Source organism: Streptomyces alkaliphilus (genome assembly GCF_014141535.1).
Classification (GTDB): Bacteria; Actinomycetota; Actinomycetes; order Streptomycetales; family Streptomycetaceae; genus Streptomyces; species Streptomyces alkaliphilus.
In genome coordinates this window covers 1-15093 of the sequence record NZ_VKHT01000034.1, presented here as the reverse complement: position 1 = coordinate 15093, position 15093 = coordinate 1, and the positions used below count along the sequence as shown (strand labels likewise).

At 69.2% G+C, this 15093-nt stretch carries 15 protein-coding genes and 1 pseudogene; 6 read left to right on the top strand and 10 right to left on the bottom strand.

Features of this window, described 5'->3' with window-relative positions:
• Positions 1–376: 376 nt before the first annotated feature.
• The 3 genes and pseudogenes from FNQ90_RS26960 to dprA all read left to right on the top strand — a co-directional run.
• On the top strand, positions 377–772 hold the full coding sequence (locus FNQ90_RS26960; RefSeq protein ID WP_323379744.1) for a YraN family protein: 396 nt from the start codon (positions 377–379) through the stop codon (positions 770–772).
• A complete protein-coding gene (locus FNQ90_RS02500; RefSeq protein WP_182604736.1) occupies positions 772–2346 on the top strand; it encodes a YifB family Mg chelatase-like AAA ATPase in 1575 nt (524 codons plus the stop codon). The genes FNQ90_RS26960 and FNQ90_RS02500 overlap by 1 nt, the downstream gene beginning before the upstream one ends.
• Before the next feature lie 8 nt (positions 2347–2354).
• Positions 2355–3212 (top strand): annotated as a pseudogene (gene dprA / locus FNQ90_RS26955) (DNA-processing protein DprA); the annotation flags it as partial.
• On the opposite strand, the gene FNQ90_RS02495 reads toward dprA, so the two are convergent.
• The 9 genes from FNQ90_RS02495 to FNQ90_RS02455 all read right to left on the bottom strand — a co-directional run bounded on the left by FNQ90_RS02495 (position 3103) and on the right by FNQ90_RS02455 (position 12577).
• On the bottom strand, positions 3103–5121 hold the full coding sequence (locus FNQ90_RS02495) for a recombinase family protein (RefSeq protein ID WP_182604735.1): 2019 nt from the start codon (positions 5119–5121) through the stop codon (positions 3103–3105). The pseudogene dprA and the gene FNQ90_RS02495 overlap by 110 nt on opposite strands.
• Before the next feature lie 317 nt (positions 5122–5438).
• Positions 5439–5903 (bottom strand): hypothetical protein, encoded by a 465-nt coding sequence (locus tag FNQ90_RS02490; protein ID WP_182604734.1) that lies wholly within the window; start codon positions 5901–5903, stop codon positions 5439–5441.
• 236 nt (positions 5904–6139) lie between these two features.
• Complete coding sequence (locus FNQ90_RS02485) at positions 6140–7075, bottom strand: hypothetical protein (RefSeq protein ID WP_182604733.1); 936 nt, start codon at positions 7073–7075, stop codon at positions 6140–6142.
• A gap of 88 nt (positions 7076–7163) precedes the next feature.
• The gene (locus FNQ90_RS02480; RefSeq protein WP_182604732.1) at positions 7164–7550 is read right to left on the bottom strand and encodes a hypothetical protein; all 387 of its coding nucleotides are present in this window, start codon (positions 7548–7550) and stop codon (positions 7164–7166) included.
• Entirely contained in the window at positions 7547–7780 is a 234-nt protein-coding gene (locus FNQ90_RS02475) for a hypothetical protein (protein WP_182604731.1), read from the bottom strand. The genes FNQ90_RS02480 and FNQ90_RS02475 overlap by 4 nt, the downstream gene beginning before the upstream one ends.
• A gap of 107 nt (positions 7781–7887) precedes the next feature.
• Positions 7888–8100, bottom strand: coding sequence for a helix-turn-helix domain-containing protein (locus FNQ90_RS28620; RefSeq protein WP_182604730.1), 213 nt, complete (start codon positions 8098–8100; stop codon positions 7888–7890).
• A gap of 263 nt (positions 8101–8363) precedes the next feature.
• Positions 8364–8924: a hypothetical protein gene (locus FNQ90_RS02465; RefSeq protein WP_182604729.1), complete on the bottom strand. Its 561-nt coding sequence runs from the start codon at positions 8922–8924 to the stop codon at positions 8364–8366.
• A 372-nt stretch (positions 8925–9296) separates the two neighbouring features.
• A complete protein-coding gene (locus FNQ90_RS02460) occupies positions 9297–12050 on the bottom strand; it encodes a bifunctional DNA primase/polymerase (protein WP_228470802.1) in 2754 nt (917 codons plus the stop codon).
• A gap of 308 nt (positions 12051–12358) precedes the next feature.
• On the bottom strand, positions 12359–12577 hold the full coding sequence (locus tag FNQ90_RS02455) for a helix-turn-helix domain-containing protein (RefSeq protein WP_182604727.1): 219 nt from the start codon (positions 12575–12577) through the stop codon (positions 12359–12361).
• Positions 12578–12996: 419 nt separating this feature from the next.
• Between FNQ90_RS02455 and FNQ90_RS02450 the strand changes: the two genes are divergently transcribed.
• Positions 12997–13251, top strand: coding sequence for a hypothetical protein (locus tag FNQ90_RS02450; RefSeq protein ID WP_182604726.1), 255 nt, complete (start codon positions 12997–12999; stop codon positions 13249–13251).
• A 16-nt stretch (positions 13252–13267) separates the two neighbouring features.
• A complete protein-coding gene (locus FNQ90_RS02445) occupies positions 13268–13567 on the top strand; it encodes a hypothetical protein (protein ID WP_182604725.1) in 300 nt (99 codons plus the stop codon).
• 43 nt (positions 13568–13610) lie between these two features.
• On the opposite strand, the gene FNQ90_RS02440 is transcribed toward FNQ90_RS02445, so the two are convergent.
• A complete protein-coding gene (locus FNQ90_RS02440) occupies positions 13611–14147 on the bottom strand; it encodes a TRADD-N-associated membrane domain-containing protein (RefSeq protein WP_182604724.1) in 537 nt (178 codons plus the stop codon).
• Between the two features lie 269 nt (positions 14148–14416).
• On the opposite strand from FNQ90_RS02440, the gene FNQ90_RS02435 reads away from it, so the two are divergent.
• Entirely contained in the window at positions 14417–14863 is a 447-nt protein-coding gene (locus tag FNQ90_RS02435; RefSeq protein WP_182604723.1) for a hypothetical protein, read from the top strand.
• The last annotated feature ends 230 nt before the right edge of the window (positions 14864–15093 follow it).

Sequence of the window (15093 nt, the reverse complement as noted above, 5' to 3'; positions counted from 1 at the left end):
GCCTCCCTCCGTCCTCCTGACCGCCGTCATTCCCCGCCGTGTCGCCCCCTGCCGCTCCACCGTCCCCACCGACGCGATCCCCGGCCACCCGGAGCCTTCTGTGGCCTTCTCTCCCCCCGGGAGCCCACGTGGTGGACACCGAGGAGGATCGGTCGGCACGCCGATGACAGCTGGTTCACCCAAAGGAGTGGCGGAGTTCTCCACATCCCCCGATCCGTCCACAGGAACGACCGCGCCGCCGGCACACATCGCCGTGCGACGGCACCGTGACCGCGTCCCGCGACCCGGACGACGGGGGCGGGGAGCCCCCCGTGCCCACCGACGGACGCCGGAACGGTCCCAGGCGGCTCACGGAAACAGCGGGAAGGTGATCGGAGTGGACCGACGCAGGGCGATCGGCCGATACGGCGAGAACGTGGCGGCACGACGGTTGACGGTGACCGGGGCACGGGTACTGGAACGGAACTGGCGGTGCCGGTGGGGTGAGATCGACATCGTGGCCCTCGAACCGGAGGAGGGCCCCCGGGCCCCGGGCACCCTGGTGATCTGCGAGGTGAAAACCCGCAGGGCCGGGGGCTTCCAGGTGCCCCTGGCGGGGTTGGGCCGTCGCCAAGCCGCCCGCCTGCGCGGCCTGGCGGAGCGGTGGATGGCGGAACGCTGGCTGCCCGACCACGGCGCTCCCCCGCCGGGCGGTGTCCGTCTGGATCTGATCGGGGTGCTCATTCCGCGCCGCGGGGCTCCGGTGTTGGAGCACGTGCGAGGGGTGGCGTGATGGCGTTCGCCCGTACCCGATCGGTGGCCCTGCAGGGCGTGGAGGGGGTGGTGGTGGAGGTCCAGGCGGACCTGGAGGCCGGTGTCCCCGCGTTCACGCTGGTCGGTCTGGCCGACAAATCCCTGAGCGAGAGCCGTGAGCGGGTGCGCTCGGCGGTGGTCAACTCGGGCGTCCCCTGGCCGCAACGCAAACTCACCGTGGGGCTCAGCCCGGCGACGGTTCCCAAATCGGGGAGCGGGTTCGACCTGGCGATCGCCGCCGGGGTGCTCGCGGCGGCCGAGCGGGTGGATCCGGCCGCCGTGGACGACCTCGTCATGTTCGGTGAGCTGGGGTTGGACGGTCGGGTGCGTCCGGTGCGCGGGGTGTTGCCCGCGACCCTGGCCGCGGCCGCCGCGGGGTACCGACGGGTGGTGGTGGCCGAGGCAACGGCGACGGAGGCGGCGCTGGTACCGGAGACGGCGGTGCTCGGGGTGCGCAGCCTGCGCCAATTGATCGCGGTGCTGAACGGTGAGCCGGTTCCGGAGGAGGAACCGGACCAACCTCCGGGGAAACCGGCCCCCGGGCCCGGGGCACCGACGGACGAGCGACAGCCGGACCTGGCCGACGTGGCCGGGCAGCGGGTGGCCCGGCGCGCCCTGGAGGTGGCGGCCGCCGGATGTCACCACCTCTTCCTGCGCGGTGCCCCCGGTGCCGGCAAGACGATGCTCGCCGAGCGGTTGCCGGGGTTGCTTCCGCCGTTGACCCGCCGTGAATCCCTCGAGGTCACGGCGGTGCACTCCATCGACGGATCACTGCCGGAGGACAAGCCCCTGATGGAGCGTCCGCCGTACTGCGCCCCGCACCACTCGGCCTCGATGGCCGCCCTGGTGGGTGGCGGGACCGGTCTCCCCCGTCCCGGGGCGGTTTCCCTGGCCCACCGCGGCGTGCTCTTCGTCGACGAGGCGGCGGAGATGAGCGGCCGTGTGTTGGACGCCCTGCGGCAGCCCCTGGAGTCCGGACGGGTCGTGATCGCCCGCTCGGCGGGGATGATGACGCTGCCCGCCCGGTTCCTCCTGGTGATGGCCGCCAATCCGTGCCCGTGCGGACGACACGGCACCACCGCCGGTGAATGCGAGTGCCCCCCGGCCGTGGTGCGTCGCTACCGGGCCCGGTTGTCGGGGCCGTTGATGGACCGCGTGGATCTGCGGGTGCCGGTGGAACCCGTCGGTCGGGCGGAACTGCTGGCCGGACCGGAGGCCGGGGAGTCCACCGCGGTGGTCGCCCGGCGTGTGGTGGAGGCACGGGAGCGGGCGCAGCGACGGTTCCGGGACACCCCGTGGCGGGTGAACGGCGAGGTGCCCGGCCATGAGTTGCGGGGGCGGTGGTCCCCCGGGCCCGCCGCGTTGGAGCGGGCGGAGCGGGACCTGGAGCGCGGTGTTCTCACCGCCCGGGGGCTCGACCGGGTGCTGCGGGTGGCGTGGACGGTGGCCGACCTGGCGGGGCGGGATCGTCCCTCACCGCAGGACGTGGACACCGCTTTGGCGCTGCGCACCGGGGTGCCCCGTGGCGCCGGTTTCCCGGGTGGTCCGACGTGAGCGGGGCGATCGCTCCCGGAGGGGAAGGGGAGCTCCTCGACGACGGTTCGGCGGGCACGGCTCCGGCGTCGGACCGGGGGCGGGCTTCGGAGGAGGAGCGCCTGGCCCGGATCCGGCTGTCCCGGGTGATCGAGCCGGGAGACGCCGCGCTCGGCCGACGGCTGGCCGACGTGGGAGCGGTGGGCGTGTGCGCCGATCTGCGGGCGAACCGGCCGCCGCCGGGCGTGGGCGCGGAACGTTGGGCGGGGTTGCGACTGAGGTGGCGCGAGGCCCGGCCCGAACGCGACATGTGGGCCGCGGAGAAGTCGGGAATCCGGTTCGTCTGCCCCGGGGATGCCGAATGGCCGGCGCAACTGGACGATCTGGGCGACGTTCGGCCGGTGGGCCTGTGGATCCGCGGGGGACCCTCCCTGCGGCTGTTGGCGGTCCGTTCGGTCGCGGTGGTCGGCTCCCGGGCCTGCACCGATTACGGGGCCCATGTGGCGGCTGAACTGGGAGCCGGGCTGGCCGATCGGGGATGGACGGTGGTCTCCGGGGGAGCCCTCGGCATCGACGGCGCCGCCCATCGGGGCGCGTTGGCGGTGGGCGGGGCGACGGTCGCGGTGTTGGCCTGCGGGGTGGACGTGCCCTATCCGGCCCCACACGCCGACCTGTTGCGCCGGATCGCGGAACAGGGCCTGGTGGTGGCCGAGTTGCCGCCGGGGTGGCGTCCCACCCGGGGGCGTTTCCTGACCCGCAACCGCGTGCTGGCGGCGCTCACCCGCGGAACGGTCGTGGTCGAGGCCGCCGTGCGCAGCGGGGCCTTGTCCACGGCACGTCGGGCCGCGGACGTCGGACGCGCCGTGATGGGCGTGCCGAGACCCGTTCCCCGGACCCTGCTTCGTCCGAGGACATCATCCGGGGGTCCACCCGGCCCTCGATCCGCAACGACGGCAGTCGACTCGTCCCCGGCAGCGGGGTCCCCTCTCGGGGCAACAGGGCCATGATGCGCTCCCAGCGACCATCTTCGAGCCATAGGGAGAACCGCCGGTGGGCCGTCTTGCCCGACCCCACCGTCTTGAGGTCCTGCCACCGGCAGCCGGTCCGGGCCTTGGTCAGAATCGCGTCCACCACGGCCCGGCCGGGCACCAGCCTGTGATTCGGCGGCTCCCACTCCTTGACGATCGGCTCTATCGCGCTCCACTGCTCGTCGGTGAGCACCCCCGGCACCGGGCGTTCGGCCGACCGGAACCACTGCGCCAGCGTGCACGGCTTTCCGAGTCTGGGCCTGGGCACCGGGCCGGTGATCGTGACCCGCACGTCCAGCAGCGCCAGCACCTCCGCCTTCTCGGCGGGGGCCATGTCGTGCAGTCGTGCGCGTGCCACTCCGGCCAGTTCTTCGAGGTCCCGTGCACGAGCGGCGGCGGTCTCCGACTCCGCCTGCCACGCCTCGGCCTCGGCCCTCATCGCCTGCAGCTGCTCCACCTCTTCGACGAGCGCGCGGGTGGCCGCTTCCACCGCGACCACGGGGAGCCCCGCCTTGGCGTACTCCGTAATGGTGGTGGTCATCGCCTGCTGTCGTTCCGCGATCTGGCGGTCGAGATCCGCGACCCGGGCGGCGTAGTTCACGTGGCCGTCCATCGACAGCCCCACCCACTCGGCAGCCATGGCCTTGAGCCGGTCGGGGTCACCGAGCAGCTGGATGACCTCCGCCCAGACCGCTGCCTCCAGCGTGTCGGCGTCCACGACGTCACAGCTGCAGACGTCCGCTCCCACGTACCTCTCGTTGCGTCCGGTGCACCGGTACCACCGGCCGTCGCGACCGTGTTTGTTGAGCCCGGTGTAGTAGGCACCGCACAGACCGAAGACGCGCTTCGACAGGGGGTAGCTGCGGGAACGGTCGCGCGTCTGGATCTGGTAGCGCAGGCCCAAGGCGTGGCGCAGCGCGGACACCTCTTCGGGGGTGAATATCGGCTCCAGCGGGATGGTCACGGGGGCTCCGTACAACGGAGTGCCGTCGCGCTTGAGCCGGGCGCCGTGGCCGGTGTGGGCCCGGTCGGGGTTGCGGAACACGACCCGGGCGTTCATCACCGCGTCCGACTTGAGCTTGTTCCGCAGATTCTGGTGGGACCACGGCCTGCCCATCCGGGTGTAGGTGCCGGTGGCATTCAGCCGGGCGGCGGTCTGCCGCAGGGTCAGCCGGTCCTGCACCAGCATCGTCCAGATCTGCCGCAGCACCCGCCGCTCGTCGGGGTCGACAACCAGCCGGGAGCCCCGCATTCCCTTGCCCTCGATCCGCCAGCCGTACGGCGGCTGGCCCCCCGTCCAGCCACCCTGGGTCGCCTTGATCTGCAACCCGGCCTGGGTGCGTTCGCGGATGAGGTTGTACTCAAATTCCGCGAACGCCGCGAACTGCTGCAACATCAGCTTGCCGTTGGTGGTGGTGTCGATCTCCTGGGTGACCGAGACCAGCCCGGTTTCCATGTCTTCGAGCTGCCACACCCACCGCCAGAACGCCCGACCGGTGCGGCCCACCCTGTCGAACTTGTGGACGACCACGACGTCCACCCGCCCGGCCTTGACCTCTTCCATAAGCCGGTCGAATGCGGGGCGCGAGGTCAGCGACCCGGACACCCCTTCGTCGGGGTAGACGCCCACCAGCGTCCAGCCCTTGGCCTCCACGTACGCCCGGCAGGCGTTGTCCTGGACGTCCAGCCCGTAACCGCTGACCTGCTCCTCGGTGGACACCCGTTCGTAGATCGCGGCGCGGGGGGTGGCCGTGATTTCATTGTTCATACCGAATGGCTCCCAAGTCTTCGGATCGTGGCCGGGTGGTGGGGCATCACCGCCCGGCCACAGCGCGTCAATTCCCGACGAGAATTTCCTCGTGGCGGATTTAATTTCATCATGGGGTTTTCCCGTGACACAAGTCGCTGTACGAAACGGGTCCGAGCACTCCCGTTTCGCCACCCCATTCCGCCCCACCGGGAATAACGACCGGTAATTGTGGCAGCCACATGTGATTGTGACTGCCACATATGGCCACACCCCCCGTGCCCGGGCACGGGGGGTGTGGTGGGGGCCTCTGCCACAATCACATGTGGCTGCCACAATTACTCGTCGTCATTCTCTGACAGTCTCACCCGGTCGCTCGGGACGCGGACCCCGGCCAGCTGGCCCGGAACCGAATCCTCTCCGCGTCCCTTGATCCGGCGAACGGCGGACCGGGCGCGGGCTGCCATCTCCAGTGCCCGCACGATCACGGGGAACACCTTGCAAACCCCCCACGAGGCGACCACCAGAACAACCACGCAAGCCACCGGGCCGTACTTCGTGTACACCGTTATGACACCAGCGGTGACGAGTGTCAGTGAGTTCCCCACGACGACCACCCGGGGGCGGGCCCACCACCGGTTCCGGCCGGTTTTCGGAACCGTCTGCTGCGGCTTTCCGGCGCTCGTCAGACCCGCTCGGCGCTTCGCTTTTGTGTCGTGGGTGTGAGCAGCCTTGAATTGCTTGGTCCGGCCGTCCCTGGTCTTGATCTGGACTTTGAACGGCTTGGTTCCTGTGGCGGTCATTACAGACCCTTCCCGGCCACCCGCTCCTGCTGCTTTTCTGGGGAGCAAGTGAGCCCTCGATACGTGGCTTACAGAGATGAAGCCCGGTTCCGGCTTGATTGGCGTCGTGACGGAACCGGGCTTCGTTGTGTGCGGCTCCCGGCAGCCCTCCCGCGACCTCTCGGGGCGCCGCCGGGCCTGGTGCCCGGGGCCGGGCCGGGAGCCGCTCCGTGGCGTCCTCCCGGCCCGGCGGGGGGCTACAGGTACGGCCCGCTGGCCTGCTGCTCCAGCTTCCGGGCCTGCCGCCGGATCTCGGCCTTCACGCTGGCCGCCTTGGCGGTCGGGATGGCCTCCTGGATACGAGCAGCGGCAACGTCCTTGCTCGCTCCCTGGGCGAGCAGCTCGCGAGCAAGCTCGGCCATGCTCGGCGCGGTGCTCGCGCTCGCGAGCGGCTTGCTCGGCTGCTCGTGGCCGGTCACGGGGGGTGTGCTCGCGGGCTGCTCGACCGGAACGAGCAGAGGGCGAGCAGGCTGCTCGGGGCTGCTCGGGTGCTCGTGCTCGCTGCTCGCGGTGTGCTCGGGGCTGCTCGCGAGCTGCTCGGGGTGGTGCTCGCCCCTGCTCGGGGGCTGCTCGTGCTCGTGGAACCGGGCGAGCGCACTCACCTTGTACTGCTCGGCCAGCACGTCGCCGAGCCCGAGGTGGCGCAGCTCCTCCACCCGGTTGGCGACCGTGACGCCGAACAGCTCCTTGAAGACGTACGGGAAGATGCACAGCACCAGACCCGCCAGCGCTCCGCCGATCACGTCACCCACCAGCACGAACCCGTGGGCGAAGTTCAGTGCGAGCGAAACCCAGTAGATCTTCTTGGCGAGGTTGTTCGCCTTGTTGAACCGGTAGAGCTTCGCGACGTCGTTCTGCCACATCACCATCAGCACCGTGCAGACCACCCACGCGCCCTCGACCGCCGCGAACGCAAGCACCGCGTACAGAGTCGGAACGCCCGGAATGGCGGCCACCAGGTGGTAGGCCGACCATGCTGCGACAGCGAAGGTGGCCGCCATCATCAGGTAGGCCAGCGCGAGGGGTGTCCTCCCCCGCACCTCGGCCCGCTTGGCTGCCTTCGCGGCCTTGGCCGCGCGCTGCTCCTCGGCCATCGACCGCAACGTCTGCCGTGCCTTTTCCGTGCCGTTCATGGTGTGATTTCCTTGTCCGTGTAGGTCTGGTGGCCCCCCGCAGGTCTTGTTGGGTCGAGCGGGGGGCCGCTTCATGTCCGCTCTTCCGTCACTGACGCCGGGGCAGCTTGGGGCGGCGCCTGGCGCCGTGGGCGGGGACCACCGGGCTGCCGCTCGTCGCGTCCGCCCAACTCCCCTTGGTGACCTGCGCGAAGACCCCTTCACGGGACAACTTCTGCCGGGGCGCCGCCGGGCGCCTGGCCAGGCGGGTCGACGCTTCCGACACCAGGGCGGTGGCCTCCTGGACCCTGTCCTCCTGCGCCAGGGCTCGGATCTGGTCGCAGACCTGGCGCAGCTCGGTGAGGCCCCCCTCGTCGAAGTCTCCCGACTTCGCGAATTGGCGGGTGACCTCGCTGGGGCTGGCCCCCTCCCGGACCCGGAGAAGTTGGACGTTGATGTTCCCGGCCCGCTGGCGGAAAGCCCGGTCGTCGGTCATCGGCTGATTCCTTTCAGTGTTTCGATCTCGTAGGGGTCGATCGGGACCCCGCGCATCAGGGACTCGAACTGCTCTTCCGTGAGCTTCATCAACTCCCCCGGAGAAAGCGCGCAGACCTGGCGCAGAGCCTCCGACAGGAGTCGCACGACCCCCTCGACCTGACGATTCAATTCGAGTACGGGGCCCGAACCCGCCACCACCTCGGCGCCCAGTTCCGGGCTGTGAACCACCGGGGTGCGTGTTCCGCAGGGCTCTTCCAAGAAATGGGTCACCTCTCGGACCCGGGTCCCTCGGGGTGTGCGCTCGCTGACCCACCAGCGGCCGGGTGGAGCCGGTATCAATCGCGACCGGCGGGGCACCGGCTCACCTCCTCCAGTTCGCACCCGAGAGCCCGGAGCAGCTTGACGGTGTTGGTTCCGTTCGGGGCGGAAACTCCGCGCTCCCATTTGCTGACGTAAGCCGGCCGCACACCCAGCTCGGCGGCCAACTGCTCCTGTGAAAACCCTCTGGCTTTCCGGATCTCCCTCAGCCTGTTTCCAGCAAAGGACACCTTTCCCCCTTTCGTGTACCCGGCTGGATATTTCCAGCTGGATATTTCCAGAAAAACACGCCGGGGGCGGCGGCACAATTTTTGCGCTTTTGTCAAGTATTTCTGGGGAGGGACTGCGCGGCGGTGGTGCTCCGGACAGCCCGGCCCTCCCGGGGAGAAGGCCCCCCGGAGCCCGGGACGGGGTACCGGAGAACACGAGAGCCCGCCCCGGCCACAGAGGGCCGGGGCGGGCTGGAGAGGTCGCGGGAGGGCTGCCGGGAGCCTCAGCCGCCGGTGTCGGCGAAGCCGTGCCGGACGTCCTCGGCCGGTTCGATCACCGGAACGAGGTCGGTGCGCCACACGATGACCTGCGTCGTGTCGTGGCCGTACCAACCCGAGCCGCCTGTGACCACCCGCAGTCGGTCGTCCTGAGCCTGCCACCAAGCCATCCGGTCCCGGTCCTCGTCCAGGAGTCCGTACGGGGCCGAGGTGACGGCCACCGGCTTGCCGTTCAGCAGCCAACCGATCGTGTGGTCGAGCCACCGGCTGTCGGGAGTGCTGTCACCCGCACCCCAGTGCGTGCACCTGCCGCCCCGGCACCGCTGGCTGACCTTGCGTTGGAGCCACTGGGGGCAGCAAGCCTTGTGGGACCTCTTGAAGCCGTAGTGCTCGGCCCACTCGACAATCACGCGCTGGGCGATCCGCCTTTCGGCACGGTCACGTTCCCACCGCTCGGGGTTCTCCTCCCGCCACTGGTGCGGGGGGACACTCAGCCCGTACGGCCAGTCCGGTACGCCGTTCGCCTGGCCGAACACCGCAATGGCCCGCCTCAACAGATCGCTCACTCCTGAACCTCTTTCGTGGTGTTCGTTTTACCGATTCGGCAGGCGAGGAAACCAGGAAACCCCCTCCGGAAGAGACGCCCACCCGCAGCGCGCACTACACGCACCACACCCCCTTCTCCGGATTTTTTGTCTTTCTTCACATATGGTTTCCTGGTTTCCTCTGGGTCTCTCATGTGCTCTGACCGGCCACGGAGCATGGAAACCCCCCCGGTTTCCTCTGGGTACTCGGAGGGGTTTCCTCTGGGGCTCGGGGGGTTTCCTCGTGTGGTCAGCGTCGACTCTTACTTGCTTCTCCGGCACGAGGAAACCCCCGCCGACCGCCGGGGAAACCCCCTGGGGTTTCCCCGGGAGCCCCCTGGGGTTTCCAGTCCCTCAGGCCCGGTTAACAGCCTCGATTTCCGAAGCGGTCAGCCTCCTGGGGTCCCGGGGTTCGCCCTCCACGATTTCCGTGCCCAGGCCGTCAAGGAGCTTCGCCGCAATCCGATCGGGCACCCGCTGGTAAGCAATCTTCGTCTGCTTGCCGCCCGTGGTGCGCTTGTCCACGTTGAACTGCGCCCAGTCTACGCCGCGTTCACCGGCCTTGGTGCCTTTCATCCCGAGCGCCTTTGCCTGCTCTCGCATCGCGGCCTCGGTTTCCGTCCGCTCCGACACCTTGCCGTTGTTGTGCTTGCTCCACCACTGGGCGAGACGGCCGATCTCGACCCACAACGCGGCCTGCTCACCGCCCGGGGCCGGGCGATACACGATCGGCGATTCGATGCCGTAGTGGGGAGCCTGGTTGACCCTCACCGGGACCTCCGGGGTGCCCACCGCTCGAACGGCAGCCGGGATCACCTTGAGCGTCAGGGCGTTCTCGGCCCCGGTGTCCACCTGCTCGGAGACCCAGGCATCCACCCGTTCGACGTGCGATTCGTCGCCGGTGATGTCGGCGAGGATGCGCGCCCCGACCCGCAGCGTGGCCATCTTGTCGGCGTGACGGCCCGAGCCGTTCCGCATCTTGGTGAACTCGGCGATCCGGGCCGGTGCGTGTCGCAGCACCAGCCGGACGAGCGTTCCGGCGAACACCGACAGGCCGTCCGGGTACTTCGCCCCGAGTTCCATGATGTCGTCCCACTGGGGGCGGGTCGGGTCCTTCAACGACATGCGGCCCTTGGGGCTCGGCATGGTCACCAGAAGCGACCTGTCTCGGATCGCCTTCTCCTCGTGGACCGCCGCGATGCCCTCGCCCGAGATCCAGACCGGCGCGACGAGCTTGCTCCGGACCGAACTGCGCTTGTCCTCCCCCATCTTGACAACCTCGCCCTCCACGGTGGCCTGCCGCAGGTTCTCCAGCAGCGGCCTCACCGTGTCGGCGTCGTCGATCCGCACCGGTGCGCCCCGGTGGGCGGTCATGGCGTCGCGCAGAGCGGCGGACGTCGCGATTCCCGCTTCCTTGTTGCGGTTGCCCAGCAGCTGGTACCACTCGGCAGAAAAGCCGGTCGACTTACCTGCCTCGGACGGTGCCTCCACCGCCAGGATGGGAAACTGCGACGCGACTCGCATGATCTGGCCCTTGGCGACAGCGGCAATGCCCCAGGCGCCGATGACCGAGGTCACGGTCTCGTCGTGGTGAGTGAGCACCTCGCGCAGTACCTCGCGGGTCTCCTCTTCGGAGCGGAACCCGTAGCGATGGTCGACCAGGTTGCGGCTGATCAGCTCGCGGCTGGGACGCACCTGAGCGTCAGGGTCGACCCCGTCGGCCGTGATGGCGCCCTCGAAGGTCACGAACGCCTGTGCCTTGTCGTCCCAACCCAGGTGGCTGACCACTCGGTAATCGGCCGGGTTCTGCGACTCCATGAGCGCTTGGAGGCGGACACCGGCCGAACCCCGCTTGTCTCGGTCGGCCGAAAACCGCAGCTGGCACCGGTGGCCGAGCAGGAACCTCCGCAGAGTGGCCGTGGACGCCAGCACCTCGTGAGGCAGCTCGACATCACGCGCCGTGCGACCCTGCGCGTTGGTGAGGTCGACCGTCCACACCGTGTTTCCGTCCCGGGTGTACACGCTGGTCGCGGTCACTGTGAAGTCCCCGAACGGCGTCTCCTCCGGCTTGCCGAACCGGTTGTCGACCAGCGTTGCCAGACCGTGGCCGTCCTCGCGGGGCGCCAGGTACCCGGTCATCTCGGTGAACCGCTCGTCCAGACCGGCGCGCTGCTTGGCGACCTCTTCGGCCCAGTAATGGGCGAGACGGTCCTCGATCAGGGCACGGTCCTGCGGGTCGTCGGAGGCACCCTCGTAGTTGTACGCCACGCCCAACGCCATCTCGAACGGCCAGCCGTCGCGGACCGCCCTGTGGGCGATACCGCCGACCACCCGCACCATGGTGGTGTTGCCGCGAGCGGGGTGGGTCCTGTCCAGCAGCAGCGCCCGGTACCACGGATCGTCGTCGGCGATGTCCTTGGGCCACTTGGCGGCGGACGGGCGGTCGCCCTTGTCAGACTTCTTGGAGCCGAGCTTGAGCGCGAGGTCGTGAACCCAGCCGTCGAGAGGGGCACGGGTGAGCAGGTCGCCCGACTCGATCCGGTACACGTCCGCAGTCTTGGAACCCGGCACCATCACGTAGTGACCGGCTCCGCGCTTGAAGTCGATCGACCCGGTCACCAGTTCGTCGGTGTATCCCCCGGTGTCGACTTCGGCGGGAAGCTCGTAGACGTGCTGGAGACCGCCCCGGCCGGTGCGGATGACCAGCGTGGGCGACAGAGGGCCGTGTGCGGCCTGCATCGCCTCGGCGTCGGCAAGACCGGTCTTGCCGCCGTTGGTGTCGATGTCCACCACGCCGAGGCCGTCAAGCCGCCAAGCGAAGTTGATCTTGCCGCTGCGCTGCTTGAACCACCCCACGATGGTGTCTCGATCCGTGGTGGCGTCCTTGAGGCCGTGAGGGGCGTAGTCCCTGATCGGGTGCTTGCCGCTGCAGCAGTCTTCACCGGTCTTCTTGTCCTTGCCGTAGCAGGTGCACCGGCCGTGGCCGTCGATTGTGTAGCACGGCAGAATCGGGTGGCCCGCTTCGGCGAGAACCAGGGAATTACGCAGAACTCCGCGCGGGTCCTCAAGCCCTTCGAGGAGAGTAGAAGATACTTGCGCGGTGGACATTTCGCATGTTTTGATAGGGGCGTACACAGCGGCCTCCTCGGCAGTTGGCGTTGTGATCATCGCGACCTCGGTCATTGGGTCCACGATTTACCTTTCGGGGTGTGGCTCCCCGTTGGCGTAAATTTCTCGCTGTTGGCCCGGGCAATCCCCGGTCAACGTCCTTACTCGGCCCCCCGGTGTGGAAGACCGGGGGGCCGACCCATGTTCGAGTCAGCTGCGTTCCTGCGCGGGCCTCGGAACGGGGCCGAAAAGGACACGCAGCAGGCGGGTACGCTCGGCGGGGGCCATGGGGCGAGCATTCTTCGAGATCACGTCGCCACCTCCGCCTTGATGAAATCGTCCATGGGGACGTCGAGAGCGTGGGCGATCGCGGCCAGTGTGGCGATCGACGGCCGATAGTGACCGTTCTCGTAGTGAGAAATCAGGACGCGGCTGGTGCCGGTTGCCGCACCAAGCTTCTTCTGGCTTACGCCGCGATCGGTGCGGATGCGGCGGAGGGCGACGGGGTCAAAAGAAAAGCCCGACACGTCGGGGTACACCTCACTCGCGTGAATGGAGTTCGGCGCACTGACCAACCTGTCGGGCCGGGCTCATCTTGACCGTCTGGGTCAAGCCCCTAGTCCTGTCGCGCTCACGAAGTCGCGACCCCACGAAGGTGGGGGACCGTGCGTCCTGCTATACCCCCATCCAATCACGGGGGTATGGCGCTACGCAATTACTTGCTGTAACCGCAAGCCCGCTGCGGCTGCCGTGTGCCACCGGCGGTCTCCCGGCCCGGCACGGCGTCGTCGCGGGCTCCGGAGGGGTCTCGGAGTGTCTCTCGTACCGCCCGGGGCTCTCCCGGCCCGCCCAGGGCCACCGGGCCCTCCGAGACCTCTCCGGAGCTTCCGGGTCAGACACTCCGACCGCACAATGTGAAGTCGACCGGGCGCGTAGCCTGACTTCCGTGATCAGGGTCGAGTGGGCTTTCAACATGCTGTCGGGGCCGGTGGTGGGGTCGGCCGAGGTCCCCGACCAAAGAACTGCGGCCCGAGAGGTCGAAAAGGCGCTGCGCGACGCCCTCGGCCGCGCCTGGTCCTCCGACCACGCCGGCTCGGTCGGGGTGCTGTCCCGGCTCATCGTCTCGGCCGATCTGTCCACCGGCCGGTGGGAGCACCGGGCGACGAGTGTTGTTGTAGTGCTTACGCCCATTGCGCCCTGAGCAATACGCTGTGCGCATGGCCAATCGTTATTCCGTCACCAAATCGCCGTGGGACTCACGACAGTTCGTGATCTTCGACCGTGTGATGTACGGGTACTGCACCCTGCCCGATGACGCCACCAGCGATCACCCCAACCTGCTGCCGCTGGAGTGGTCGAATGAACACGCGGCCGAGGCGTGGCTTCAGCAGTGTTACCAGGCGTGGGGTTCCGGACGGGTGCCCGCGCCCCGGGGGTGGCAGCCGCTGCGCTACGAGCCCAGCCCGTGGGCCGGGAAGCCCCTCCGTGGGGGCTCTCGCGACACAGAGGGGCTGTAGGGCCCCGTAGCCCCGGAGAAGCCGCGAGAGGGCTTCTCCGGGGCTACTCCGGGAGTTGCCGGTCCCCCGTGCCGGGCGGCTCGATTGTCGCTTTCGTCGCCCCGGGGGTCGATTCGAGCCGCCACACGGCCAGCGTTGCTCTGAGTCGATCCCGGACAGCGGGGTCCTCGACCCCGTCGATGGCTTTGAGGGTGTCGCGGAACGAGGCGTCGCGTTCCACCGCCTGGTAGACCTCCGTGGAGCGGCCGAGCAGGTCCTTTCGGGCCCGATTCGCGTGCACCGCGAACGCCCCGCTGGTCCCACTCAGGATCAGGCCGCCCCCGATGGATACGGCCCCGGTCGCCCCCGGGATCACGAACCCCAACACCACCCCGGCCACGATCACGGCTACGCCGACCGAGAAAAAGATCATGCTGAGTCGGAAAGCGATGTGGTGGTGTCGGTACGACTGCTGCAGTACGTCGAAGTAGAACTTGTGCCCGTCGGCGGCCATGGGTGACTGCTGAGTCCGCTCCTTGGCCTTTCGGAAGGCGTCGGATGCCAGGTTCCCAATGCTGCTGACCAGGGTGCTACTAAGCACGCTGCCGCTGGCCCAGACCGCCTCATGGGATGTCGTGGCCCCGGCTATGTCGTACAAGGGGTCTGCGGGGTCGGTCACCCTCTCCCATACCACCTTCGGGCCCTGATCGTCAGAAGCGACCGACATGGTTCGCCCCCCCGTCCCCACCGCTCGAATAAGAGTGAGCGTCAGTTTAACGGGGACGGGTGACAGACGAACTCGTCGGACGGCGCCGGTGGTTCAGGCAGCAATCGACATCCTGAAACGAATGGTTCCCCCTGGGAACGGGCGTGCCCGGGTCGGTTCTCTCCGCGCACTCCCGGGGCGTGCACCGGTTGCTCCGCGAGGAGGGGGTGCTGGTCGGAGGGGTCGAGGAGATCCTCGAGTTGGTCGGACCGATGGGGGAGACGGGGACCCGAGCCGGTGGAGGGGCCCGGGCCGACGGTTCGGCGGTGGAACCGCCGGCGAAACCCCTGGTCCCCCGTCGGGTGCTCACGCCCGAAGCGGAGCGGGTTCTGGAGGCACTGCCGGGTCCGCCGGGCGCGGAGCCCCTCCGGGTGGCGGTGGGGGCGTGCGCCGGGGAACGCGAGACCCTGGCACGCCTCCTGGAACTCAGAGCCCTGGGCTTCGCCGAACAGGTGCGCGGGCGGTGGTTCCGTTCCCCCCTCCGGGGCGGTACGGGTGAGGGATCCGGGACCTCCCCGGGGTCGAACGGGAGACCGCCGGACGGTAGGTAAGTCACACCACAGTGCGTTGTTCGGAACGTATCTGCGCATCCCCGTTATCCCTCCATATGCGCAACGCCACCCGAATGTCACGCTACGCTCACAGCGGTTCCGCTCCGGGCGCCCCACCGGACCCGACCGCCCGGGGGGCACGCCGGAACACCGATCCGCCTCACGGGCGCCGGGAGCCCTTCTTCCGGCGCCCGCGCCTCTTCCGTCCCCCCACCGTCCCGTGTTCTCTT